We start from the raw sequence: 24169 nt of genomic DNA, 5'->3' as shown, positions 1-24169 counted from the left end.
CTCCCACTGGTCACCCGCGCGGAACGGCGTACCAGCGGCGGTGCACGAGCGGTTCGACGGACAGCACCGCGGCGCCCGCGACCGCGCCCACCAGGAGCGCGTACACGCCCCCGCCGCGAACGAGTACGCCGCCGCAGGCGGCGGCCACGGCCAGCGGCCGCAGCAGGGTCAGCGGGCCCAGGCCCGCCACCATGGCCAAGGTACTGGCGCGGAACGGCAGCACGAGGTAAGCGGCGAGCGACACCAGCACGGCCGAGGCGTAGCAGGCGAGGGGGACCAGGAACCCGATGCCGCCCTCGGCGAGCGCCGCGTACGCCCGGTGGCGGTCGGCGGCGGCCAGCAGGACGGCGCCGGCCGTGAACACGGGGGCGAGCAGCAGCCCGCCGCCGACGGCCAGGCCGCGCAGGGACGCCCGTACGACGGCGTGGCCCTTGCGGATCCTGGCGTCCCGCCCGGCGTACGCGCGGAAGCCGCTGAACGCCGAGTCCACCAGGCCCAGCGCGATGAGCGCCCCGGCCAGGGCCGGCGCCGCGTCCTGCGGGGTCACCGCGCCGCTCCGACGAGCTGCTCGGGGCCCACGAGCCGGCGCGCGGCACGGCCCAACGCCCTGCGCAGCGGTGCCTCCAACTCGGGCCGGACCCCGATGATCGGGCGCAGGGTGGTGCAGAACGGGTTCGCCAGCCCCCGGGGTTCGTACAGCAGCGGCCGCATCCCCGGCGCGGCCGCCGCGTGCAGCAGCGTCTCGTCGGTGTGCGCCCGGCGGGCCGAGGCGACACCGTCGTGACGGCCCAGCGGGTGGCGCATCCGCGTCCGGTGGAACACCCAGGCCCCGACGGGCGCGAGCCGGGTGGCGGCGATGTCGAAGTGGCAGAAGGCGAGCGCGGGCGAGGCGGCCTGGGCCCGGAAGAACTCCGCGAGGTCGGGGCCCCGGAAATGGTGCAGTACCCCGGTGGACACGTACACGGTGGCCGCCTCCGGCAGGTCGAAGGCGTTCCCGTGGACGAAACGGCAGTCCAGGTCCTCGGCCCGGGCCAGCCGGTCGGCCTCGCCGACGAGCGCGGCGTCCAGGTCCACGCCGACGAGCTCGACCTCCGGGCCGAGCGGGCCGTGGGCGGCGAGCCAGCGCACGACGTAGCCGAGCCCGGAACCGACGTCGACCAGTCGCAACGGGCCGGTGGCCGTCGCGCGGACGGCCTCGAAGAGCGGGCCGAGCACGTGGACGAGCCGCTCCCCGAGGCGCAGTTCCTCGCTGAGCCGCTGCAGTTCGGTGTGTACGCCGATCATGAGCCGGTCCACGGCGAACGGGTCGAGCACGTCGTGCCGGTCGGCGGGCAGCGCGGCGACGATGCGTGCGGCGCGCCGGTCCCCGGCCTCACGGAGCCGCTGCACGACCTCACCCCGGTGCACGGGCAGGCGCGCTCCGCTGCGCGGGTCCGTGACGGTGATCAGGTCGGATATTTCGAGGTGGGGCACGGTCGAGACCCTAACCGCTGCCGTCCGGCCCCCACCGGTCCGCACGACCGGCCGCCGCCGCGATACTCGGTGGATCCGGTAGAGCGGGCGCCACAAGATGGGGCACATGAGTCCGTCGAACGTCCCTCCCGTCCCGAACGTCCCTCCCGTCCCGCATCAGGTGGAGTTCCTGCGCCACCCCCACCCCGGTCTCCCGCACCTCACTGCCTGGGGCATCCGCATCGACGGCACCGACCTGCGCGTCCTCGTCGCGGAGGCGACCCGCGCACTCTGGGACCAGGAAATCGACGAGGACGACGACACCCCGCAGGAGCGCGACGAGTTCCTGCTGCGCCAGCACGCCCCGCTGCACCTGGTCGACGACCACGACGGCGCCCGGGCCCGGGCCCACTTCCTGGGCGAGGCGCCACCGGAGCTCCGCGACCGCAACACCGGCGCCCTGTGTCTCCTGAGCTGCCCCTGCGGGATCGACGAATGCTGGCCCCTGCTCGCCGCGGTCCGCGTCACGGAGAGCGCAGTCACGTGGTCCGGCTTCTACCAGATCCACCGGCCGCAGTGGGGCGAACTGCCCCTGGGCCCGTACGTCTTCACGCGCCCGGCCTACGACGCGGCCCTGGCCGCGCCGATCCCGCTCGCCGAGGATCCGCTCGCCCCACTGCTCGGGATGGAGTAGCCCTACGGGGTCGAGAGCCGCACCTCCGTCAGGTAGCCGGTCGGAGATCCGGCCCGCGGCAGGCTCACCCCGGGGTGCGGGCCCGGTCCGAGCGCCTCCAGCACCTCGGCGGCCGGATACCCGAACAGGTCGACGTCATGGAGGACCACCGCAACGACCGACGGCCCGGTCGGTCCCGGCCCGCACCGGCCGAGGTGGACGGCTGCCAGGCCCGGCCGGTCGTGGTCGGTCCTGCCGAGGCGGTCCGGGCAGTCGCCGTAGACGAGCAGCTCCAGGCCTTGGTAGCGGGCGGTGAAGGCCCAGCCCGTCCCGCAGACCCAGGTCTCCCGCACGTCCGCCAAGGTCGCGACGGCCCACCGGGCCTCCCGCTCGGACAGACCGAACCGCAAGACGCCGGCCCGGTGCGGCAGGGCCAGACCCGTGGACGGCACCACCTCGAACACCCCTAGCCCTCCGGGCCGAGCGCCGCCACTGCGGCCCGTACCCGGGAGTCCGGGTCGGACGCGGCACCGGCGGCGGGGTCGAAGTACTCGGCCTCCCCGCAGGCGCCCGCCAGGAACCGGGCGATCAGGCCCCGGGCGAAGGAGTCGCCCGCGGCGGCGTGGCGGGCGAGCCGGAGCTCCGGCTCCGGCTCCGGCCGCAGGAACGCGGCCGCCGGTGTCCCCGCCCGCTCCACCAGGGGCGCGGGGCGGCGGCCGCCGCCGAACCCCCGCTCGGCGTCCCCGGTCGACGCCGCAGGCCTCTCGCTCCCCGTCACGCCCCCACCCTACGAAGGCCCGACGGGCCGTGTCAGGCCGTGCCGATGACCACCGTCGCGTACAGCTCCTCCGAGCTCACCGCCCGGACCGCGAGGCCCGCCGACGTCAGGGCCGAGGCCGTCGACGGGGACTGACGGGCACTCGTCTCGATCAGCAGGTGACCGCCCGGGGCGAGCCAGGGCAGGGCCCCCGCCGCCACCCGGCGGTGGATGTCCAGGCCATCGGCCCCGCCGTCCAGGGAGACCAGCGGCTCGTGGTCCCGTGCCTCCGACGGCATGAGGACGATCTCCTCCGTCGGCACGTACGGGGCGTTGACCACCAGCACGTCCACCCGGCCGCGCAGCGCGGACGGGAGCGCCGCGTACAGGTCTCCCTCCCACACCCGGCCCCCGTACGGGGCCACGTTGCGCCGCGCGTACACCAGCGCCGCCGGGTCGATGTCCGCCGCGTGCAGCTCCGTGCCGCCCGGCAGCCCCGCGGCCACCGCCGCGCCCAGGGCGCCGACCCCGCAGCACAGGTCCAGCACCACCGCGCCGGGCCGGGCCAGCGCCAGCGCCTCCCGCACCAGGAACTCGGTGCGCCGGCGCGGTACGAAGGCCCCCGCGCCGACCTCCATGCGCAGCCCGCAGAACTCCGCCCAGCCGACGACGTGTTCCAACGGTTCACCGCCCACCCGACGGGCCAGCAGCTCCGTCAGGTGGTCCGCGTCGGCGGCGGCCCCGGTCAGGAGCTCCGCCTCCTCCTCCGCGAAGACGCAGCCCGCCGCGCGCAGGGATTCCACAAGTGATGTCACAGGGTTCAGTGTCCTCGGTGCTCGGTACTCGGTACTCGATGCTCGGTACTCGGTCTTCGACAAGGGGAGCGCAGTCGTCCGGGGCGGTCAGAAGATGTCCGGGCACCACGGGCGGCGCGCGGTACGGAACACCGCGTCCGCCAGCGCGGCCGCCCCCAGCCGCTCCTCCGTGACCTGCCCCAGCGCGGCCAGCCGCACCGCGGACGCGTCCCCCAGGTACAAGGAGCCCAGCGCGGCCACGTCCAGCCGCAGGTCCGCCGCCTCCTCGGTCCGCTCGCACGCGCCGGTGCCCGCGTCCAGCCGGTAGCGGCCGGCCGCCGGCCCCGTCTCGTCCGTGACCTCCAGGACGAGCACCCCGGGCACCTCGTACGTCCGCGCGCCCAGCGCCCGTACGACGTCCAGCACCCGCACCCACATGAAGTCCACGGCGGAGACGACCCGGGCCGAGCGCGGGTCGGGCAACATCTGGGGAGCGAGGTCGTCGGGGGCCCGGTAGCCGGTGCGGACCTTCAGCACCCAGTCGATCGAGCACAGGAACTGCCACAGCGCCCGCTCCGCCTGCGGGGTGACCGCCAGCAGGTCCTTGACCTGCACGGTGCTCTGCGGAACCTTCGCGTCCGTCCAGTGATCGTCGGCGCTGTAGACGGCGAGGCCGGCCACCTCCCCCTCCGCCGTCCGGTACACGGCGTAGAACTTGTCCTCGTAGGGGTGGTACGACCACTGCTCCAGGCCGGTCGCCAGGCTCCACCAGCGCTCGTCCCGGTTCACCGCCCCGGGCGTCTGCGCCCGTAGCCGCTCGTGCAGCTCGGGCCCCACCCGCCGCAGCTCCTCGACGTCCACCAGATCGATCCGCCCGCCGTCCACGGGCGCCGACAGCCGCCGGTCGAGCCCGGTGCGCGCGACGTCGATCTCCCACTCCACGAGGGAGGCGGCGGGCCCGAACCCGTACCGCCCGTAGATCGGGTACTCGGCGGCGATCAGCGTCGCGAGCGCGTCGCCGCGCGCCTCGGCCGCGGCGAACTCGGCGGCCATCATCCGGGTCAGCAGGCCCTGGCGGCGGTGGGTGGGCAGCACGCTCACGTTGGAAATGGCGGTGGCCCGGACGGCCGCCCCGCCGGGCACGGTCAGCTCCTGCGGGAAGGACCGCAGGGCCGCCACGCAGCGACCGTTATCGGGGTCGAACGCCCCCTGCATCCGGGAGAAGTCGCAGTACTTGGCGCGCTGGGCTATGTCAGCCTCGGTCACCCGGTGTCTGGTCAGGAAACCGGTGTGCACGGCGCGCACCCAGTCGGGGAGTTCGGATTCGGCGATCGGCCGGACGTCAAGACTCATAGCCGCCCACGCTAATCTCCCGGCCGCCGGCGGTCGCCCGAATTTCCTACGCCAGCAGGTCGTCCACCTGGGCCTCTCCCTCCCGGTACCGCCGGGTGATCTCCGCACTGCAGTCGTCCACGGTGCGCTGGAGCTGCTGGCGGCGCCGCGAGACCTGCTGCTCGTAGCGCACCAGCCGCCCCAACCCGTCGTGCAGTTCGCCGTCCGTGCGGGCGCCCAGGTCAGAGAGCTCCACGTCGGCCAGCATCTCCGCGGCCAGCAGCCGGTACTCCTCGCTGTGCGGGGTGCCGAGCGTGACGTGCCGGGCGGAGGCGCTGCGGCTGGAGGGAGCATCGGCGAGGATCACCGAGAGCCGGTCCACCACCGGCGTCTCGGGGTCCGTCCGCCGGGCAAGCTCCGCCCGCAGGATGTCGATGCGACCCTGGAGCAGTCTGCGCACGTAGCTCAGATCGGCCTCGTCGCGCTGCGCGTCACGGCGCAGCGCGCGCAGTTCCGGCAGCCCGAGCGCGGTGGTCGCGCTCGGCGGCCCCTGCGTCTCGGCCGTGCGCTGCGCGGGCGGTCGTACCGCGGCAGCTGCGACGGAAGCGGGTGATGCAGGTACGGAGGTACCAGATGTATTCATTCGAACGGGTCCGTCCCCTCGACCGGTGCGGCCACCCGCACCGCCTGCTTGCATCGTGCCACTCCCCGTAGCCCCCACGCAGTCCCACTCCACCCGATCGACCCCGGACGGGTGCAAGCCTGGTACACAGGTGGTATGCGAGCAGTGGTGCAGAGGGTGGACGGCGCGAGCGTCGTCGTGGGCGGCGAGACCGTGGGCGAGATCGTCGGCGAGGGGCTGTGCGTGCTGGTGGGGGTGACCCACGACGACACCCCGGAGAAGGCGGAGCTGCTGGCCCGCAAACTGTGGTCCGTACGGATCCTGGAGGGCGAGAAGTCCTGTAGCGACAACGGCGCACCGCTGCTGGTGATCTCCCAGTTCACGCTCTACGGCGACGCCCGCAAGGGCCGCCGCCCCACCTGGAACGCGGCGGCCCCCGGCCCGGTGGCCGAGCCGCTGGTCGACGAGGTCGTGGCGCAGTTGCGCGCGCTGGGTGCGACGGTGGAGACGGGCCTGTTCGGCGCGGACATGCGGGTCTCGCTGACCAATCACGGCCCGTTCACCATCGTCATCGACATCTGAGGCATCTGAGACGCCTGAGACGCCTGAGACGCCTGCCCGCAACGGTCAGGGGGCTACCACGACCTCCTGCGCGGCAGCCGTCTTCCCGGCCAGCAGCGGCGCGTCGACCGGCACGTTCCGCTTGACCAGCGCGAGCGCGATCGGACCCAGCTCGTGGTGGCGGACGGCTGTGGTCACGAAGCCCAGCTGACGGCCCTCCTCCCCGTCCGAGGCGAGCCGCACCGGCGTGCCGTGCGCCGGGAGCAGCACCTCCGAGCCGTCCAGGTGCAGGAAGACCAGGCGGCGCGGGGGCTTCCCCAGGTTGTGGACGCGGGCGACCGTCTCCTGGCCGCGGTAGCAGCCCTTCTGCAGGTGCACGGCGGTACCGATCCAGCCCAGCTCGTGCGGGATGGTGCGGTGGTCGGTCTCCTGGCCGAGCCGCGGCCGGTGCGCCTCGACGCGCAGGGCCTCGTACGCGAGCAGGCCCGCGGCCGGGCCGTGCGCGGCGGCGAACGACTCCAGCTCGCCGCGGGGCAGGAAGACGTCCCGGCCGTACGCGGTCTCCCGGACGATGTGTTCCTTGTCCGGGGTGACCTCGGTGATGGAGCCGGCCGGGAGGTGCACGACCGCGAACTCCTCGGTGCGGTCGGCGACTTCGACGCGGTAGAAGAACTTCATGGACTCCAGGTAGGCGATCAGCTCGCCCTGGGTACCCGGCTCCACGTGCGCCCACGTGGTCTCGCCGTCGTCGACGAGGTAGAGCGCGTGCTCGATGTGCCCGTTGGCGGAGAGGATCAGCGCCTCGGTGGCCTGCCCGGCCGGCAGCTCCGTCAGGTGCTGGGTGAGCAGCAGGTGCAGCCAGCTCAGGCGCTCCGGCCCGCTGACGGTGACGACTCCGCGGTGCGAGAGGTCGACGAAGCCGCGCCCCTCCGCGAGGGCGCGCTGTTCGCCGTACAGCTCGCCGTAGTGGGCGGCGACGCCCTCGTCACGGCCTTCGGCCGGTACGGCGCCGGGGAGATGGAGCAAGGGGCTGCTGGTCATGGGACCAAGCGTACGACCCTGCTACGACTGAGCGGCACGCTGCTTGGCAGCGCACTTGCGGCACAGACCGAAGATCGCGAAGTGCTTCATGTCGGTCTCGAAGCCGAAGGTGCTACGGAGCTTCGCCGTGAATTCGGCGGCGATGTCCACGTCCGCCTCGATGACCTCGGCGCAGTCACGGCAGACCAGGTGGATGTGGTGGTGCCGGTCGGCGAGGTGGTAGGTGGGGGCCCCGTGCCCGAGGTGGGCGTGCGAGACCAGCTTGAGCTCCTCCAGGAGCTCCAGGGTGCGGTAGACGGTGGAGATGTTGACCCCGGAGGCGGTCTTGCGCACCTCGACGAGGATCTCGTCCGGGGTGGCGTGCTCCAGGGCGTCGACCGCTTCGAGCACGAGCTGGCGCTGCGGTGTCAGCCGGTATCCGCGCTGCCGCAGGTCGCTCTTCCAGTCAGAGCTTTCGGTGTCCACGCTGCTCCCCACCCGGCCAGTGTATGCGTGCGAAGGGGACCGCGGGCGATCCCGCGGCCCCCTTTCGCACGGCCTTGCGTACGGCGCTGTGTGCAGCCCTGCGTACAGCCCTGCGTACAGCCAGCCCTGCGTACAGCCGGTGGGCTCAGCGGAAGAAGGCGATGCCGTCGTCCGGCATGTCCGGGAGGTTGCGCGCCATCTCGGCGACCTCCTCGGGCGTGACGACCTTCTTCAGCTGGGCCGACATGTACGGGCGCAGCTCGACGTCCGGGGTGGCCTTCTCGCCGACCCACATGAGGTCGCTCTTCACGTAGCCGTAGAGCCGCTTGCCGCCGCTGTACGGGCCGGAGGCCGCGGTGCGGGCGACCGCGTCGGTGACCAGGTCGATCTGGGGCTTCTGGTCGGCGAGCTCGCCGTACCAGACCTCGACGACGCCCTGGTCGCGGACCATGACGATCTCGACCTTGCGGTCCTTGTCGATGCGCCAGTAGCCCGACTCGGACTCCAGCGGGCGCACCTTCTTGCCCTCGGCGTCGAGGACCCAGGTGTGGGAGGTGTACTCCAGGAAGTCCCGGCCGTCGTGGCTGAAGACGACCTCCTGGCCGAAGTTGCACTTCTCCTCACCGGGGAAGTCGAAGACTCCCGCACCCTCCCAGTTGCCGAGGAGGAAGGCGAGGGGGACGAGGCCCGGGTTCAGGTCGGACGGGATCTGGATCATGAATGGCTGCTCAGGCGATCTGTCGGAGGGGTTCCGGGGCGGTCTGCTGGGCGGATGCTCAGCGCTGACCCTGGTACAGCTTCTTGACGGCCAGGCCGGTGAAGGCCATGACGCCGACGCAGACCAGGACCAGCAGGGAGGTGAAGACTGCCTCAAGCACGGGGTGCTCCTCGGAATTCGTTCGGGGGGTACGGGCCGGTTCCCAAGCCTACTGTCCCGGGGCCGGGCGCACCGTGTGAGGTGGCCCGTAGCCCCGGTCCGGCCCTGGACCGGCCCCGGACGGCCCGGGACCGGCCCGGCGGTCAGCCCAGCAGCTGGCTCTGCAGGATCACCGACTGGTGGAAGGGGACGGGGGCCACCTCGCCCTTGCGGGTCTGGATGACCATGCCCAGGACATCACCCGTCCGAAGGCACCCGACCTTGGTCTGCTCGTCCCCGAGGACGGGCTTCACTTCCTGGTACACGCTGAGTTCGTTGCCGTCGAAGTTGGCCGCTCCCGGAAAGTCCAGCGTGGTGCTGTTCATCTGGCTGTTCTTGGCCTTGCTCCACACGTCGTCCAGGTCCAGGGCCGAGACGCCGTTCAGCTGCGCGTTGCTGTCGCAGCCCTTGAACGCGTCCACGAAGCCCGAGGAGTGGAAGCGCAGCAGGTACACGTGCGTCCGCGTGCCGTCCGCCGTCGTCCAGCCCCGGCCGGTGATCTGCCGCAGCCCGTCCCATTCGAGGGACTGCTTCAGCTTTTCGCGGGCCTCGGACGTGTACTCCTCCAGGAAGGCGTCGACCGACACCACCCCGTCCTTGTCCGCCTTGACCGTGTCGTCGACCTTGGCGCCCACGGGGGCGGGCAGCAGCAGGCCGTTGAGCCTCGCGTAGTGCGTCCCGTCCTTGTTGTCCGGGCCCTGGGGCACCGGGGCGCCGGCGGGCAGCGCGGGCTGGGACAGCTCCGGGAACGTCCAGCGGCCGTCGTCCTCGGTGGACAGGCCGGGGATGTCGGTGCGCTCGGGCACCGTGATCCCGTACGCGACCCCCGTGCCGACGGCGGCGAAGACGGCGACGGCGGCGGTCCAGCGCAGGGCGGCGAACAGCCCCCGCCGGTCCTTGGGCGGGGCGGGCGGGGCGGCCCAGGGGCTGGCCTCGGGTACGGGGGCGGCCTCTGCCGCGGGAGCAGCCGCGGGCGCGGGCGCGGGCGTGACCGTGGGGGTGACCGAGGGGGTGGGCTCGGCCTCGGGCACGGTCACGGCCTCGGTGGCCGCGGGGGCCTGCGGCGCGGGCGAGGGCTCGGCGGCGGGCACGGGCGGCACGGCCTCCCCCTCGGTGCCGGTGGTGGTCTGCTCGCTCACGCGGACTCTCCGGGGGACTTGAGGTGGTCGAGTTGCTGCTTGAACAGGCCCGCGGCGTCCTTCACCGCGAACCCCTTGGACCCGTACATCCGGAAGGTGACCAGTACGTCCCCCTCCACGGCCACGCAGTCGAGGGCGTCGATCTTCTTCTTGTCGCCCTCCCCACCGCTGAGCTGGTCCAGCCCGCACTTGGCCTGGGCGTGACCGTCGATCTGGGGCGCCTCGCCGCCCGCCGCGGTGAGTTCGATCAGCTTCTTGGCGAACTCACCGAACTTGGCGATCTGCTGCGGATCGGCCTGGACGAGCTGGATCTCGGCGATGGCGGAGCCGTACCCCTCGCCCCTGGCGTAGCTGCGGCCCGCCAAGCCCTTGAGCCTCAGGTCCGCCAGCATCTTGTCCCGCTCGGCGCGCTCGCCGCCGGAGAGACCCGTACGGGCGTCCTTGAAACTCTGCAGCGCCTTCTCGGCCGGGACGTAGTAGTCGTTGCCCTCGGCGTCGATGTCGGGGCCGGGCCAGTAGTGCTTGGGCAACGGCAGCAGCTTGCCCGTCAGTTCGTTGGGCGGCACGGACGGCACGGACGGCACCGGGGGCTGCGTGCCCCCCGTCGTGTGGTCCTCGCTCAACCAGTACCGCGTCGGAGAAGTGCGATCGGCGTCGTCGAGCGCCTTCGCGGCCCAGAGGCCGGAGCCCGCGAGGGCGACGACACCCACGGCCGCCGCCACCAGCACGGCCACCTTGCGGTTCCCCTTGCGCACGGCCCCGGCGGTGGCGGGCTGCTCCTGCTCGGGCCGGACGACGACCGGCACCTCGGCTTCGGCAGCGGCCTCGGGGTCGGTCACGTTCCGCTGCTCGCTCACAGCCGCTCCATCTGTCGCTTGGCCAGCTCGACCAGTGCCTTCTCGTCGACGTCTCCGCGGTTGTTCGTCCACTCGACGCTCATCACGATGTCGCCGTGGCGGACCAGGACACGGCTCAGGCGCATCGGGTGGTAGCCGGGCTTCTGCCGCTTCTCGGAGATCCACATGTGGCCGTAGTCCGCCGGGGCGACGGGAAACTCCTTGCCCGAGTTGCCCGCGTGCTTCCCCTCGGGCATGTACTCCAGGACGCCCGCATAGAAGTCCTCGGCTCCGTTGCGGTCACGGAACTGGAGCAGGTGGATCTCGACGAAGTCCCTGTCGCCCTCGTTCCACCGCGCGGTGGCGATGCGCTTGATCTTCCGGCCGAGCCCGCCCAGGCCGCCGGCGGGCTCGACGAAGTAGTCCGCGGAGAACGCGTCCGGGGATACCGGACCGGAGAAACTGTCCTGCGTGCCTCCGGGCACCTCCACCAGCTTCTTGGCCAGCTCCTCGTCCGCCTTGTGCCAGCGGTTGGCGTTGATCGAGCGCTTGGTCGTGGCGTCGCTCATCGCCTGCGGCTGCGGTGCGGCCACCTTCTGCTGGGCCAGCGGCGGTAGCGGGGTGGGCTCGCGGTGGTACTGGACCGCGTAGCCGGTGATCGTCCCGGCGAGGACGCCGAGCGCTGCCGCGCCCGCGATCAGGAAAGCCGTGCGCCTCACCCGGCGGCGCGGGACCGAAGTGTCCGACTCCGGTGCGCTCTCCCCCTCTTTCTGTGGCTCCGGGATGGTCTGTTCGTGTTCCAAAGGGGTCCCCCACAGGACTGCAGGCACGAGTTGGTTACCCGCGCGTACCCCTTGACCCGCACCGCGAGGGAGCAGTTGTACGAGGGAAGATCACATTCTCGTCTCGTGAGGTTTCAGTCCTCGTGACGCCGCTTTCCATCCAGTTCGTCCCACCACTCGTCGGACTTCGGATCGCCCGAGGGATCGTCCCACCAGCGGTCGTCCGGGCCGCGCCGATTGGCGATCATCGCGGCGACCGGCGGGATGACCATCGCGACCACGCACATGGCCACCGCCGCCTCCACCGACAGCAGGCGCACGAAGGTCCAGGCGGAGACGAAGAGGACCAGGCATCCGCCCATGAGCAGGAAGTAGGCGCGCCGGCGCCGGGCGTACATGCCTCCAGCGTAGATCCGGCGCCCCCGCCCGCAAGGGCGCGGACGGCACGAAGGGCCGCACCCCGTTCCAGTGGCGTCCAACCCCCGGGGGTGCGGCCCTTCGGCCGTTCGATCAGGCGATCACAGGTGCGGTGCTCAGACCGCGATCGCCACATCCGTCACGCCGCCGGCCTCGGCGACGACCACGGCACGGTCCGCCTGGGCACCCGGGATGAGCGCCCGCAGCGTCCAGGAGCCGGTGGCGGCGTAGAAGCGGAACTGGCCGGTCGCCGAGGTCGGGACCTCCGCGGTGAACTCGCCGGTCGAGTCCAGCAGGCGGACGTAGCCGGACACCGGCTCGCCGTCCTTGGTGATCTGGCCCTGGATGGCGGTCTCACCGGGCTTCAGCGTCGCGAGGTCGGGCCCGCCGATCTGTGCTCCACACATGTTCTCTGTCCTGTCCTAGAGAGGTCGTACTACGAGGGCGTCGCGTGCCCGGTCGTCCGTCTGGTTACTTGTTGGCGCCGAGCTCGATCGGCACGCCGACGAGCGAGCCGTACTCGGTCCACGAACCGTCGTAGTTCTTGACGTTCTCCTGGCCCAGGAGCTCGTGCAGCACGAACCACGTGAGCGCGGAGCGCTCACCGATGCGGCAGTAGGCGATGGTGTCCTTCGCCAGATCGACCTGCTCCGCCTGGTAGAGGGCGGTCAGCTCGTCGTCCGACTTGAAGGTGCCGTCGTCGTTGGCGTTCTTCGACCACGGGATGTTGCGGGCGCTCGGCACGTGACCGGGGCGCTGCGACTGCTCCTGCGGCAGGTGCGCCGGGGCGAGCAGCTTGCCGGAGAACTCGTCGGGCGAACGGACGTCGACCAGGTTCAGGGAGCCGATCGCGGCCACGACGTCGTCGCGGAAGGCGCGGATGGAGGTGTCCTGGGGCTTGGCCTTGTACTGGGTGGCCGGGCGGTTCGGGACGTCCTTGCCGTCGACCAGGTCGCGGGAGTCGAGCTCCCACTTCTTGCGGCCGCCGTCGAGGAGCTTGACGTCCTGGTGGCCGTAGAGCTTGAAGTACCAGTAGGCGTAGGACGCGAACCAGTTGTTGTTGCCGCCGTAGAGGACGACGGTGTCGTCGTTGGAGATGCCCTTGGCGGAGAGGAGCTTCTCGAAGCCCTCCTGGTCCACGAAGTCGCGGCGGACCGGGTCCTGGAGGTCGCTCTTCCAGTCGATCCGGACGGCGTTGGTGATGTGGTTCTTGTCGTACGCGGACGTGTCCTCGTCCACCTCGACGATGACGACATGGGCGTCGTTCAGGTGGGCCTCGACCCAGTCGGCGTCTACGAGGACGTCGCTGCGGCTCATGGTGTTCTCCTCCGGGGCAGTGTGCGGCGGGGCTGTGCTGGTAACGCGTACTACGTGCCTGCGGGTGCGCTCGAGGTCCTGAGCGGGGAGGCGTCAGGTGATCAGGAGGCTGGTGCGGTCACGCGGGAAGGGCCGTGGGGCCGTCGTCCGGTCGATGGAGCGGATGCGCTCACAGTTCACATGGATCGACAGAGCATGGCGGCGACGCGACACAGGTCTACTGCCCGTCGCTTCGTGAGGTCCGCCTGCTGATGCTTCATAGCCATGGATCGTAGGGACGAATCAGCCGCCCTGTCACCGGCGTGTCATATACCGAGACAGGATCGTCCGAATATTGGGATCCGAGGGCCCGGTGCGGCCGCCGCACCGCCCCCGGGACCCGCCGCGCGGCCCGTCCTTCTACGGATCGGACCGCACTGTCTCACGATCCGGCCACCACCACGTTCGTGCCGCCCAGCGTGAGGTGCACACCGGCCTCGTCCGAGGTCAGGGACGAGAGCTGGAGTCCGGCCGGCATGCCGCTGCCGAGATCGCGGTCGAAGTCGGTCTCCTTGCGGATCGCCTTCTCGACCACCGCGACGCCCCCGCCGGGCACCTCGTCGGCGCGCACCCGGACGATCTTGCCGCCCTTTCCGCCCTTCCCGCCCGGCGCGTCCTCGAGGGTGACGGTCGCCACCACGCTGTGCGTCAGGACCTTGCCGAGGACGTTCACCGACGCGGTGACCTTCACCTTGCCGGGCGCCCCGCCGTAGGAGAGGGTCGCGCCTCTCTGCGAGGCCGCCGTCAGATCGGCGTACGTGATGAGGGCGGTGCCCTCGGCCCGGTCGGCGGTGCCGCCGCTGTAGTCACCGTTGAGCTTCACGCCCCGGAAGCTCGCGTCCAGCTCCGACAGCCGCGTCTTGCGGTCCTCGGCGGTGACCTCCACGCCCCGCAGCTTCAGGTCGACCCGGTCGAGGTCGCGGCTGAGCACCTGGGTCAGGAAGGGGAAGCCGTGGATCTCCACCTCCGAGGAACCGGCCGGGCCCTGCCGCGCCTGTATTCGGTCGGCCAGCCGGTTCTCGACGTAACTCGCGGCCCAGCGGTCCACCCCCACGAACAGGGCCCCCAGAACCACTCCGATGATCACAACGACGCGCAGGAAACGCACGTTCCCTCCCCCTACTAATCGGTACGTGCGTTCTAGTTGACCATGCCCGTCGTCAGGCAGGGATCAGCCCACCACCCGGCCGATCAGGTACACGGCGGGGGCGGCCGCCGCGAGCGGCAGGGCCACACCGGCCGTCATGTGCACGAACTTCGACGGGTAGTCGTACGCCGCCACGCGCAGCCCGACCAGCGCGCACACCCCGGCGGCGAGGCCGATCAGCGCCCCGCCCGCACCGACCGGGGTCAGCCCGCCGACCGCGATGCCGGCGCCGGCGGCCGCGGCCAGCGAGACGCCGACCGAGGGAGCGGTGGGCAGCGGCAGCGCACGGGCGAAGACGGCGACCGCGACGGCGACCGCGCCGACCGTGGCGGCGGCGGAATCGGCCGCGAGATAGCCGGCGCAGATGATGGCGAGGGCGGCCGAGGCCACCGAGGCCATCAGCCCGTACATCCGCTCGTCGGGGTCGGCGTGGCTGCGCAGCTGGAGGACGAGCGTGAGCAGCACCCAGGCGCCGAGGGTCCCGACGATCGCGCCGGCCCCGTACAGGGGGTCGACGGCGAGCACGGCCGCATCGGCGACGACGGCTCCGGCGAAGGCGAGGGCGATGCCCTGGCGGGCGGGCCACATGCCGTTGAGGCGGAACCAGCCGGCCGCCGTGAGCCCCTGCAAGGCGATCAGCGGCAGGAGCAGGGCGTACTGGCCGAGGGCGGCGGCCGCGGCGAGCAGCAGCCCGAGGACGGCGGTGAGTATGGCGGACTGCGGACCGGGGTCGATGATCGGCGACCGGCCCTCGGCGCGCGCCTGAGCGGGGTCGACCGCGCGCAGGGTGTTGCCGGCGAGGGTGGGCGGGGACCATGAGGTGATCTCCCGCGGCCCGTCGGGGGCCCCGGCGGGGTCCTCGGCCGGGGTGGGCGCCGCCCCGGGCGGCATTCCCCCGGCTACCGCCGGGCGGTACCCCCGGGCCGGCTGCTCGGCGGCGGACACGTCGACCACCGGCGGCATGTACGCCGTCTCCTCGACCGGCGGGGACTGCCGGTGCTGCGGGGACTGCTGGGGCTGGGACTGCTGGGACTGGGCCTGAGCCTGGTGCCGCGGGTCGTGCTCGGGGCCCGGGTACGGCGGCAGGTAGGCCGTCTCGGCGCCCTGCGGCCAGTCCTGCACCGGAGCCGCAGCGGGCGCGGGAGCCTGGGCCCCCTCCCGGTACCAACCCTCCGGAGCCACCGGCTGCGGGGACTGCTGGGCCTGGGCCTGAGCCTGGTGCCGCGGGTCGTGCTCGGGGCCCGGGTAGGACGGCAGGTAGGCCGCCTGGGCGCCCTGCGGCCAGTCCTGCACCGGAGCCGCGGCGGGCGCCGGGGCCTGGGCCCCGTCCCGGTACCAACCCTCCGGAGCCACCGGCTGCGGGTACGGCTCCGGGGCCGGGGCCGGGGCGTAGCCGCCGACGGCTCCGGAGCCGTCCGGCCAGGGGCCCGGGGCGGCCGGGGCCGCCGCGGCCTCGTCGCGGAACCAACCCTCCGGAGCCACCGGCTGCCCGGGCACCGCGCCCAGCGGCGGGTGCACCGGCTGGTAGCTGGTGTCCCAGGTGTCGGACTGCCAGGTCTGGGTCCCGTACAGGTCCTCCTCCTGCTGCTGGTGCTGCTGGTGCTGGTGCTGCTGCTGCGCGTACTGCTGGCGCTGCTGTTCCTCAGGCGTACTCATCGGCTTCCGCTCACCCGCCCGCGAACGGCGGGAGCACCTCGACGGTGCCCCCTTCGGTCAGCGGGACGGAATCATGCGGGCGCTTGCCCACAGGCTCGTCGTTCACGAGGAAGGAGCAGCGCAGCAGGACCCGGGTCAGCTCCCCGGGGTGGCGCTCCCGCACGGCGTCGAGCGCCTCGGCCAGTGTGCGCGCCGCGTACGGCTCCTCCGCCGTCTTGGCCGCGGCCTTGGCCGCCGCCCAGTAGCGGATGGTTCCGGTTGCCACTGCTGCTCCTATCGTCGGCTCTCTACCGTCGGCCTCCATGATGGCCCCTCCCACCACTGCCCCGGGCGTGCCCCGACGCGCCGGGCGTGCGCCCGGGCGGCCCCGGGGCACCGGTCGGCGGGCCCCCGAACCGGTGAAACCCGGGCATACGCAGGGCGGGGGCGTGGCATGAACCACAGAAGTGGAAGCGGAAGAGGCCTCGGCCACGCATCGACGGGTGGGCTATTCTGCTTGGCGAGAGGATCCGGGCAACGTTGCCCCCGGGTCCTTTTGTGCTTTCAGCACGTTGAACGAACCGAGAACAGTGGTATCCATGCGGACCCCAGGGCGCGGGGAGCGCGGGGACGCCGGGCAAGACGTACGAAGCAGTACCACGCATGTCCTCGACGGGACCGAGGAGGAACCGACGTGATGGACCAGCGAACCGTGCACCACCGTCCGACCCGGGCAGGTGGTCGGTCGTGAGCTCTCTCCTGCTGCTCACCAACGCCCTGCAGCCGTCCACCGAGGTGCTGCCCGCCCTCGGCCTGCTGCTGCACAACGTCCGGGTCGCCCCGGCCGAGGGCCCCGCCCTGGTGGACACCCCGGGAGCCGACGTCATCCTCGTGGACGGCCGCCGCGACCTGCCGCAGGTGCGGTCGCTGTGCCAGCTGCTCCGCTCCACCGGACCCGGCTGTCCGCTGATCCTGGTCGTCACCGAGGGCGGCCTCGCGGCCGTCACCGCCGACTGGGGCATCGACGACGTCCTCCTGGACACCGCGGGTCCGGCCGAGGTCGAGGCGCGGCTGCGGCTGGCCACCGGCCGTCAGCAGCTGGGCTCGGACGACTCCCCGATGGAGATCCGCAACGGCGACCTGTCGGTGGACGAGGCCACGTACTCCGCCAAGCTCAAGGGGCGGGTGCTCGACCTCACCTTCAAGGAGTTCGAGCTGCTCAAGTACCTCGCCCAGCACCCGGGCCGGGTCTTCACGCGCGCCCAGCTGCTCCAGGAGGTCTGGGGCTACGACTACTTCGGCGGCACCCGGACCGTCGACGTGCACGTACGGCGGCTGCGCGCCAAGCTCGGTCCCGAGCACGAGTCCCTGATCGGCACGGTCCGCAACGTCGGCTACCGCTTCGTCACGCCGGAGAAGGTCGAGCGGGCGGCGGCGGAAGCCGCGGCCCAGGCGGCGGCCAAGGCCGCGTCCCAGACGGCCGCCCAGACGGCCGCCAAGACGGCCTCGCAGACTGCCGCGCAGTCGACTCCGGCCGTCACCTGATCGGCCGAAGTCGCTGTGACCATCCACTCGGCAGGACGCCCTGCCCAGCGGTAGGTCACCCCGCGTAGACTGCCGCGCGTGGCCAAGGTGACGCGGGATGACGTTGCACGACTTGCGGGTACGTCGACCGCCGTCGTGAGCTACGTCATCAACAACGGACCCCGGCCGGTCGCCCCGGCCACGCGCGAGCGTGTCCTCGCCGCGATCAAGGAGCTGGGCTACCGCCCGGACCGGGTCGCCCAAGCGATGGCCTCGCGGCGCACCGACCTCATAGGCATGATCGTCCCGGACGCCCGGCAGCCGTTCTTCGCGGAGATGGCGCACGCGGTCGAACAGGCCGCCGCCGAGCGAGGAAAGATGGTCCTGGTCGGCAACTCCGACTACCGCACCGAGCGCGAGGTCCACTACCTGCGGGCCTTCCTCGGGATGCGGGTCTCGGGCCTGATCCTGGTCAGCCAGGGCATGAGCGAGCAGGCGGCCAGCGAGATCGAGGCGTGGGACGCGCGGGTCGTGCTGCTGCACGAGCGCCCGGAGGCGATCGACGACGTCGCCGTCGTCACGGACGACATCGGCGGCGCCCAGCTCGCCACCCGCCACCTGCTGGAACACGGGCACGAGTACGTCGCCTGCATCGGCGGCATCGAGAACACCCCCTCGGTCGGCGACCCGGTCGCCGACCACGTCGAGGGCTGGCGCCGGGCCATGCTGGAGGCCGGCCGCTCCGTCGAGGGCCGGCTCATCGAGGCCCCGTACAACCGCTACGACGCGTACACGGTCGCCCTGGAGGTCCTGGCGCGGCCCGACCGGCCGACGGCCATCTTCTGCGCGACGGACGACCAGGCGATCGGTGTGCTGCGCGCCGCGCGCGAGCTGCGCATCGACGTGCCCGGGGAACTGGCCGTCGCGGGCTTCGACGACGTCAAGGAAGCCGCCCTCACCGACCCGCCGCTGACCACGATCGCCTCGGACCGCCCGGCGATGGCCCGCGCGGCCGTGGACCTGGTCCTGGACGACGGCCTGCGCGTGGCCGGCTCCCGACGGGAACGGCTCAAGCAGTTCCCGTCGGCGCTGGTGGTCCGCCGCTCCTGCGGCTGCCGCTGAGCGCGGGTCACGCGTCCAGCGTGCACGGCATCAGCAGGGAGAAGGCGTCCTCGGTGTCGGGGCGCAGGAGCACCAGCGGGGCCTTGGGGCCGACGTACTCCAGCAGCATGTCGTCGCCCACGGCGAGCGCGTCGAGGAGGAAGGCGGGGTTGACCCCCACCCGGTCCCCGTCGGAGGCCGAGCCGGTCTCGTAGGCGTCTTCGGCGTCGTCGGCGACGGTCACGGTGTCCGTCAGCACGAGGGCGCACCGCTGACCGTCCTGCCCGGCCAGGGCCTTGCGCAGCGCCGGCACGTCCAGCGGGACGCGGCGGCCCTCGGGTAGCTGCATCAGGCGACGGTGGTCGGGGAACCCCTCGCCCAGGCCCTGCCCGGTGACCCGGCGGCCTTGCGTCTCCAGCTCGACCGCGTCCCCGTCCACGGTGAGCAGGGCCGGGGAGCCGTCGGTCAGCAGGGCCCGCATGGCGTCCACGAGAGGGGCGGGTACGGTCAGTTGGACCCGCTCGCCGGCGTGGCCGGTGGTGGACGCGCGGGCCACGGCCATCCGGTAGCGGTCGGTGGCCACGACGTGCAGGTCCGCCCCCTCCACGTCGAAGTGGATCCCGCCGAGCACCAGCAGCTCGAGGTCGGTCCCGACGGCGAAGCGTACGGAGTCCAGCGCGGCCGCGAACTCCGTGGCGGGCATGGTCAGCCGGGCGGTGCGGGTGGTGGTGGTCATGGTGCTCTCCTTGTGTCCGAGTCGTGCGCGTACCGCGGCGAGCGCGCCGCGCGCATCGGCGAGCTCGCGTTCGAGCCGGCGCAGGTGGCCGTCCAGCAGGCGGGGCACCAGGCCGGTGTCCCCGCCGGACCAGGCCGCCAGGACCAGCCGGACGTCCGCGAGCGGCATCCCCGCCTGCCGGAGCCGGGCCAGCAGCCGGGCCTCGTCGAGCTGTTCGGGCGCGTACCAGCGGTATCCGGTCGCCGGATCCACCCGGGCGGGCGGCAGGACGCCCGCCCGGTCGTAGAAGCGCAGCGCGCTCACGCCCAGCCCGCTGTCGCGGCCCATCTCGCCAATGCTGTGCATCTCGCTCTCCACACCCGTGACTCTGGGACCTCCACCAGGTCAAGGGTCAAGGCCGGTTCTCAGGTCGGTCGTAGGCGGTTCTGTCGGGCTTTTCAGGCCTGACTCAGGAAGCTCTCATGATCTGCGGCCAGAGTCGGTGCCATGACCGACAGCTTCCGCCGCGAAGGCGAGTACCCGCAGGAGAACAGCCCGGCCCAGCACGCGCCGTTCGGCGAGGACTGGCAGCGCGGGCACGACGGGCTGACACGGGAGGCCGGGGCAGGGGCCGGGGCAGGGGCCGGGACGGGGGCAGGAGCCGGGGCCTACCCGCCGCCGCCCTCGTACCCGCCGGCCGCTCCCGGCTGGTACGAGGCGCACCTGCCGCCGGTCATCCAGGGCGAGACGGTCCCGGCGGCCGCGGGCGGCGTCGGCGGGGGTGGGGGCGGCGGCCCCCACCAGCCCGCCCACGCCGCGGCCCCCGCACCCCGGGCCAAGCGGCCCGTCGCCCTGCTGGCCGCCGTCGCGCTCGCCGCGGCCCTGGTCGGCGGCGGCACGGCGGCCGCCGTCCAGCAGCTGATGGACCGGCAGGCCGGCAGCACCGGCGGGGTCAACGGCACCAACGTCTCGCGGTCCAGCTCCGGCACCGTCGCGGGAGTCGCCGAGCAGGTCAGCCCCTCGGTCGTCCGCATCGACGTCCGCACCGGTTCCGGCCAGGGCACCGGCTCTGGCATCGTCCTCACCGCCGACGGCGAGATCGTCACCAACAACCACGTGGTGAGCGGCGCCGCCCAGGTCCAGGTGACGATGAGCGACGGCAAGAAGTACCCGGCCAAGATCGTGGGCACCGACCCCGACAAGGACCTGGCCCTGATCAAGCTCGAGGGCGCCTCCGGGCTGAAGCCTGCCGTGCTCGGCGACTCCGGCGGCGTCAAGGTCGGTGACGAGGTCGTCGCCATCGGCTCGCCCGACGGCCTCACCGGCACCGTCACCAGTGGCATCGTCTCCGCGCTGAACCGCGAGGTGAAGGTGCCGAAGTCGGAGCAGCAGTCCCCGCAGGGCCGGCAGCAGGGCGAGGACAGCTGGCCGTTCTCCTTCGGCGGCCGCCAGTTCAACGGGGACACCGGCTCCGACACCACCTCGTACAAGGCGCTCCAGACGGACGCCTCCCTCAACCCCGGCAACTCCGGCGGCGCCCTCGTCGACATGAACGGCCGGATCGTGGGCATGCCGTCGGCGATCTACTCCCCCGCCTCCGGCAACTCCGCCGCCGGCAGCGTCGGCCTCGGCTTCGCCATCCCGGTCGACACGATCAAGGCCGACCTGGACTCCCTGCGCAAGGGCGGCCCCGGCGGCGCGGGCTCCGCCGGTACGGGCACCGGCTCCGGCGCCGGCTCCGCCGCGGACGGCTTCGGCACCAGCTTCTGACCCGCCCGTGCGAGGCTGGAGGCGGCCCTCCGGGCCGCACTCCACGGCCGACCACCACCCCTGGGAGGACCCATCCATGAACGCCGCCGAAGGCGAAGCGCGGATCCTCGTCGTCGACGACGAACCGGCCGTTCGCGAGGCCCTGCGCCGCAGTCTCGCCTTCGAGGGGTACGCCGTGCAGACCGCCGTCGACGGGCTCGACGCCCTCGACAAGGCGGCCTCGTACGCCCCCGACCTGATCGTCCTGGACATCCAGATGCCCCGGATGGACGGGCTCACGGCCGCCCGCCGGCTGCGGGCCTCCGGCAGCGTCACCCCGATCCTGATGCTGACCGCCCGCGACACCGTCGGCGACCGCGTCACCGGCCTCGACGCGGGCGCCGACGACTACCTCGTCAAGCCGTTCGAACTCGACGAGCTCTTCGCCCGCGTCCGCGCCCTGCTGCGCCGCAGCTCCTACGCCACCGCACAAGCCGGCGGCGAGAGCCACGAGGACGCCCTGACCTTCGGCGACCTGCGCATGGACCTCGCGACCCGCGAGGTCACCCGGGGCGGACGGCCGGTGGAGCTGACCCGGACCGAGTTCACGCTGCTGGAGATGTTCCTCGCGCACCCGCGCCAGGTCCTGACCCGCGAACAGATCCTCAAGACCGTCTGGGGCTTCGACTTCGAGCCCAGCTCCAACTCCCTGGACGTGTACGTGATGTACCTGCGCCGCAAGACGGAGGCCGGCGGCGAGCCTCGCCTGGTCCACACCGTGCGCGGCGTCGGCTACGCCCTACGCGCCGGCGAGAGCGGGCCCGAGTGAGCCCGACGGCCAGATTCCGCGCGCTGCCGCTGCGCTCCCGCCTCGCCCTGCTGGTCACGGTGGCGGTGGCGCTCGCGGTCGCGGCCGTGGCGGCGGTGTCCTGGGTGATGGTCCGCACCCAGCTGCGCGACCAGCTGGACCGCTCCCTGATGGCGACGAACGTCAGCGCCGAGGTGGGCCGGACCCTGATGCAGAACGACTGCCTCCCTCCGCCGCAGCAGCCCCGGCAGCAGATCGCCGGGAACCTGAGCGCGACCGTCCAGATCGTCCTGCCCGACGGCAGCCACTGCTGGGTCGCCGGGCCGACCGCCCTACCCGTGACCGAGACCGACAAGGAGATCGCGGCGGGCAGGCGGGGCAAGACCCTGCAGACCGTGACGACCTCCGAAGGCGTCGAGATGCGCGTCTACACGCTCCCGGTGGTGACCCCCAACACCGGCCAGGTCTTCGGCGGCGTCTCCATCGCCAAACCGCTCGCCGACATCGACAAGCCGCTGTCCACCCTGGCCTGGGTGCTGCTCCTGGTCTGCGGCATCGGAGCCGTCGGCGCGGGCGCGGCCGGGCTGTGGGTGGCCCGTACGGGACTCCAGCCCGTCGACGAACTGACCGACGCGGTCGAGCACATCGCCCGGACCGAGGACCTGACGGTACGGATCCCGCACGCGGGCGACGACGAGATCGCCCGCCTGTCGCGGTCCTTCAACTCGATGACGGCGGCCCTCGCCTCCTCCCAGGAACGCCAGGCCCAGCTGATCGCGGACGCCGGACACGAGCTGCGCACCCCGCTGACCTCGCTGCGCACCAACATCGAGCTGCTCGCCCGCAGCGAGGAGACCGGCCGGGCCATCCCGCCCGACGACCGGCGGGAGCTGCTGGCCTCGGTGAAGGCCCAGATGACGGAGCTGGCCTCGCTGATCGGCGACCTGCAAGAGCTGTCCCGGCCGGACGCCGGAGCGGGGAGCCCGCTCCAGGTGGTCGCCCTGCACGAGATCGCCGGGGCCGCGCTGTCCCGGGTCCGGCTGCGCGGTCCGGAGCTCCGCTTCGACTCGGACCTGCGGCCCTGGTACGTACGGGGCGAGGCGGCGGCGCTGGAGCGGGCCGTGGTCAACGTCCTGGACAACGCGGTGAAGTTCAGCCCGCCGGGCGGCACGGTCGTGGTGACGCTGCGGGCGGGCGAGCTGACCGTACGGGACCACGGTCCGGGCATCCCGGCCGAGGACCTGCCGCACGTCTTCGAGCGGTTCTGGCGGTCCGAGTCGGCCCGCGCCCTGCCCGGCAGCGGGCTGGGCCTGTCGATCGTGGCCCGTACGGCGGCGCGCGCGGGCGGCAGCGCCGAGCTGCGGGCGGCGGCGGACGGCGGCCCGGGCACGGAGGCGGTGCTCCGCATCCCGGGGGCGCCGACTCCGCCGCCGTCCGAGCCGTCAGTTGTGCCGAATCAGTGAGGCGACCAGGCCGGAGCGGGTGTTCGGGAAGTCCATCGGGACGATGCCGAGCCCGGTCCGGCCGGCCAGCTCCCCGCCGTCGACGAAGGAGTGCACCTGCGGGTTCAGCCGGTCGGAGTTCCAGCGCGGCGGCATGTACGCGGCGGTGCTGACGTAGTTCACGAAGAGCTTGCCGGGCTGCTGGACGGCCTTGCGGAAGTGGTTCTCGATCCGGCCGCGCTTGGCGAAGGGCTCGGTGTTGTAGTCGTCCTGGATGTCGAAGACGTTGCCGTCGCCGTAGCGCAGGCCCGGCAGGCCGCCGTTGTCGGCGAGCAGGACCACCTTGCCGCGGGCCTGTCCGAGGGTGGGCAGGGTGTCGGCGATCCGGAAGAGGGAACGCCAGCCGCGGTTGTTCAGGTAGTCGTCGAAGACCGCGCGGAAGGTGGCGTCGCTCTCCCCGGAGTACTCCTGCTTGACGCGCATCAGGACGGTCTCGGAGGGGTGCGCGGCGAGGAAGTTCCCGCAGGCGACGAGGACGTCCCCGAACATCAGGTCCTGGAAGAAGGCCGCGTGGTGGATGGCGAAGGAGCCGCCCGTGACGCGGCAGCGGACGTCGAGGAAGCGGATTCCGGAGTCGAGCTGCTGGGCGATCGAGGTGTTCTGGCAGGCGACGTAGAGGCCGCCCTTGGTGGCGCCGGAGTCGTGGGTGCCGGGGACGGTCATGCGGGGGAGGGCGGTGGAGTCGCCGAGGCCGGCCATCCAGTCCTGGGTACCGAGCGTCGCGGCCGAAGCGAGTGCGGCGGCCCCCAGTCCGAGGGCCGTGCCGGCGGCCAGTGCTCCGGCCAGGAAGGCCCGCCGGCCCATGCCCGTGCCCGTGCCCGTCCCCGTCTCCGTGCGCATGCCCG

Annotated in this window: 29 protein-coding genes; 7 read left to right on the top strand and 22 right to left on the bottom strand. The window is 72.7% G+C overall.

Annotated elements, in window-relative coordinates; translation table 11 throughout:
* Positions 1-10: 10 nt before the first annotated feature.
* Both OG594_RS03460 and OG594_RS03455 read right to left on the bottom strand, forming a co-directional pair.
* A complete protein-coding gene (locus tag OG594_RS03460) occupies positions 11-547 on the bottom strand; it encodes a hypothetical protein (protein WP_266595000.1) in 537 nt (178 codons plus the stop codon).
* Positions 544-1473 carry a class I SAM-dependent methyltransferase gene (locus OG594_RS03455; RefSeq protein ID WP_266594998.1) on the bottom strand — a complete coding sequence of 310 codons (930 nt, stop codon included), beginning with the start codon at positions 1471-1473 and terminating at the stop codon, positions 544-546. The genes OG594_RS03460 and OG594_RS03455 overlap by 4 nt, the downstream gene beginning before the upstream one ends.
* 106 nt (positions 1474-1579) lie before the next feature.
* On the opposite strand from OG594_RS03455, the gene OG594_RS03450 reads away from it, so the two are divergent.
* Positions 1580-2146 carry a hypothetical protein gene (locus OG594_RS03450; protein WP_266594996.1) on the top strand — a complete coding sequence of 189 codons (567 nt, stop codon included), beginning with the start codon at positions 1580-1582 and terminating at the stop codon, positions 2144-2146.
* A 2-nt stretch (positions 2147-2148) separates the two neighbouring features.
* Here OG594_RS03450 and OG594_RS03445 read toward each other — a convergent pair whose 3' ends face one another.
* The 5 genes from OG594_RS03445 to OG594_RS03425 form a co-directional block, all read right to left on the bottom strand.
* A complete protein-coding gene (locus OG594_RS03445; RefSeq protein ID WP_266594994.1) occupies positions 2149-2589 on the bottom strand; it encodes a hypothetical protein in 441 nt (146 codons plus the stop codon).
* Between the two features lie 2 nt (positions 2590-2591).
* On the bottom strand, positions 2592-2903 hold the full coding sequence (locus OG594_RS03440) for a hypothetical protein (protein WP_266594992.1): 312 nt from the start codon (positions 2901-2903) through the stop codon (positions 2592-2594).
* Positions 2904-2935: 32 nt separating this feature from the next.
* On the bottom strand, positions 2936-3706 hold the full coding sequence (locus tag OG594_RS03435; protein WP_266602564.1) for a putative protein N(5)-glutamine methyltransferase: 771 nt from the start codon (positions 3704-3706) through the stop codon (positions 2936-2938).
* Positions 3707-3784: 78 nt separating this feature from the next.
* Positions 3785-5029 carry a GNAT family N-acetyltransferase gene (locus tag OG594_RS03430; protein WP_266594990.1) on the bottom strand — a complete coding sequence of 415 codons (1245 nt, stop codon included), beginning with the start codon at positions 5027-5029 and terminating at the stop codon, positions 3785-3787.
* Between the two features lie 46 nt (positions 5030-5075).
* Positions 5076-5651, bottom strand: coding sequence for an AmfC protein (locus tag OG594_RS03425; RefSeq protein WP_266594988.1), 576 nt, complete (start codon positions 5649-5651; stop codon positions 5076-5078).
* Between the two features lie 135 nt (positions 5652-5786).
* On the opposite strand from OG594_RS03425, the gene dtd reads away from it, so the two are divergent.
* Entirely contained in the window at positions 5787-6212 is a 426-nt protein-coding gene (dtd, locus tag OG594_RS03420; protein ID WP_266594987.1) for a D-aminoacyl-tRNA deacylase, read from the top strand.
* A 45-nt stretch (positions 6213-6257) separates the two neighbouring features.
* On the opposite strand, the gene OG594_RS03415 is transcribed toward dtd, so the two are convergent.
* The 13 genes from OG594_RS03415 to OG594_RS03360 all read right to left on the bottom strand — a co-directional run bounded on the left by OG594_RS03415 (position 6258) and on the right by OG594_RS03360 (position 16211).
* On the bottom strand, positions 6258-7232 hold the full coding sequence (locus OG594_RS03415; protein ID WP_266594986.1) for a folate-binding protein YgfZ: 975 nt from the start codon (positions 7230-7232) through the stop codon (positions 6258-6260).
* A 21-nt stretch (positions 7233-7253) separates the two neighbouring features.
* Complete coding sequence (locus OG594_RS03410; protein ID WP_266594985.1) at positions 7254-7709, bottom strand: Fur family transcriptional regulator; 456 nt, start codon at positions 7707-7709, stop codon at positions 7254-7256.
* 133 nt (positions 7710-7842) lie between these two features.
* Positions 7843-8415, bottom strand: coding sequence for an FABP family protein (locus tag OG594_RS03405; RefSeq protein WP_030011198.1), 573 nt, complete (start codon positions 8413-8415; stop codon positions 7843-7845).
* A 302-nt stretch (positions 8416-8717) separates the two neighbouring features.
* Positions 8718-9752 carry a hypothetical protein gene (locus tag OG594_RS03400; RefSeq protein ID WP_266594984.1) on the bottom strand — a complete coding sequence of 345 codons (1035 nt, stop codon included), beginning with the start codon at positions 9750-9752 and terminating at the stop codon, positions 8718-8720.
* Positions 9749-10609, bottom strand: a complete 861-nt coding sequence (locus OG594_RS03395; protein ID WP_266594983.1) for a hypothetical protein — start codon at positions 10607-10609, stop codon at positions 9749-9751. Before OG594_RS03395 ends, OG594_RS03400 begins: the two co-directional genes overlap by 4 nt.
* Positions 10606-11307, bottom strand: a complete 702-nt coding sequence (locus OG594_RS03390; RefSeq protein ID WP_266594982.1) for a hypothetical protein — start codon at positions 11305-11307, stop codon at positions 10606-10608. The genes OG594_RS03395 and OG594_RS03390 overlap by 4 nt, the downstream gene beginning before the upstream one ends.
* A gap of 197 nt (positions 11308-11504) precedes the next feature.
* On the bottom strand, positions 11505-11768 hold the full coding sequence (locus OG594_RS03385) for a DUF3099 domain-containing protein (protein WP_030011782.1): 264 nt from the start codon (positions 11766-11768) through the stop codon (positions 11505-11507).
* A 135-nt stretch (positions 11769-11903) separates the two neighbouring features.
* Complete coding sequence (locus tag OG594_RS03380; protein ID WP_266594981.1) at positions 11904-12194, bottom strand: DUF1416 domain-containing protein; 291 nt, start codon at positions 12192-12194, stop codon at positions 11904-11906.
* Between the two features lie 64 nt (positions 12195-12258).
* On the bottom strand, positions 12259-13104 hold the full coding sequence (locus OG594_RS03375; RefSeq protein ID WP_266594980.1) for a sulfurtransferase: 846 nt from the start codon (positions 13102-13104) through the stop codon (positions 12259-12261).
* 176 nt (positions 13105-13280) lie between these two features.
* Positions 13281-13364: a putative leader peptide gene (locus OG594_RS47345; protein ID WP_350206375.1), complete on the bottom strand. Its 84-nt coding sequence runs from the start codon at positions 13362-13364 to the stop codon at positions 13281-13283.
* A 161-nt stretch (positions 13365-13525) separates the two neighbouring features.
* A complete protein-coding gene (locus tag OG594_RS03370; protein ID WP_266594979.1) occupies positions 13526-14251 on the bottom strand; it encodes a DUF2993 domain-containing protein in 726 nt (241 codons plus the stop codon).
* A 63-nt stretch (positions 14252-14314) separates the two neighbouring features.
* Complete coding sequence (locus tag OG594_RS03365; RefSeq protein ID WP_266594978.1) at positions 14315-15946, bottom strand: hypothetical protein; 1632 nt, start codon at positions 15944-15946, stop codon at positions 14315-14317.
* A gap of 10 nt (positions 15947-15956) precedes the next feature.
* Positions 15957-16211 carry a MoaD/ThiS family protein gene (locus OG594_RS03360; RefSeq protein ID WP_266594977.1) on the bottom strand — a complete coding sequence of 85 codons (255 nt, stop codon included), beginning with the start codon at positions 16209-16211 and terminating at the stop codon, positions 15957-15959.
* Between the two features lie 461 nt (positions 16212-16672).
* On the opposite strand from OG594_RS03360, the gene OG594_RS03355 reads away from it, so the two are divergent.
* The gene (locus OG594_RS03355) at positions 16673-17470 is read left to right on the top strand and encodes a response regulator transcription factor (RefSeq protein WP_266594976.1); all 798 of its coding nucleotides are present in this window, start codon (positions 16673-16675) and stop codon (positions 17468-17470) included.
* Between the two features lie 78 nt (positions 17471-17548).
* Positions 17549-18571, top strand: coding sequence for a LacI family DNA-binding transcriptional regulator (locus OG594_RS03350; protein WP_266594975.1), 1023 nt, complete (start codon positions 17549-17551; stop codon positions 18569-18571).
* A 7-nt stretch (positions 18572-18578) separates the two neighbouring features.
* Here the strand turns inward: OG594_RS03350 and OG594_RS03345 are convergent, their stop codons facing one another.
* Entirely contained in the window at positions 18579-19631 is a 1053-nt protein-coding gene (locus OG594_RS03345; RefSeq protein ID WP_266594974.1) for a MerR family transcriptional regulator, read from the bottom strand.
* 141 nt (positions 19632-19772) lie between these two features.
* On the opposite strand from OG594_RS03345, the gene OG594_RS03340 reads away from it, so the two are divergent.
* The 3 genes from OG594_RS03340 to OG594_RS03330 all read left to right on the top strand — a co-directional run bounded on the left by OG594_RS03340 (position 19773) and on the right by OG594_RS03330 (position 23285).
* On the top strand, positions 19773-21035 hold the full coding sequence (locus OG594_RS03340; RefSeq protein ID WP_266594973.1) for a S1C family serine protease: 1263 nt from the start codon (positions 19773-19775) through the stop codon (positions 21033-21035).
* 76 nt (positions 21036-21111) lie between these two features.
* Entirely contained in the window at positions 21112-21843 is a 732-nt protein-coding gene (locus tag OG594_RS03335; protein WP_266594972.1) for a response regulator transcription factor, read from the top strand.
* Positions 21840-23285: a HAMP domain-containing sensor histidine kinase gene (locus OG594_RS03330; RefSeq protein WP_266594971.1), complete on the top strand. Its 1446-nt coding sequence runs from the start codon at positions 21840-21842 to the stop codon at positions 23283-23285. The genes OG594_RS03335 and OG594_RS03330 overlap by 4 nt, the downstream gene beginning before the upstream one ends.
* Here OG594_RS03330 and OG594_RS03325 read toward each other — a convergent pair.
* Positions 23265-24128 carry a phosphatidylinositol-specific phospholipase C gene (locus tag OG594_RS03325; RefSeq protein ID WP_266602563.1) on the bottom strand — a complete coding sequence of 288 codons (864 nt, stop codon included), beginning with the start codon at positions 24126-24128 and terminating at the stop codon, positions 23265-23267. The genes OG594_RS03330 and OG594_RS03325 overlap by 21 nt on opposite strands.
* Positions 24129-24169: the final 41 nt, after the last annotated feature.

It is taken from the genome of Streptomyces sp. NBC_01214, assembly GCF_026340975.1.
GTDB lineage: Bacteria > Actinomycetota > Actinomycetes > Streptomycetales > Streptomycetaceae > Streptomyces.
Note: the sequence above shows the minus strand (reverse complement) of the source record. Positions and strands in the feature narration are given on the sequence as shown.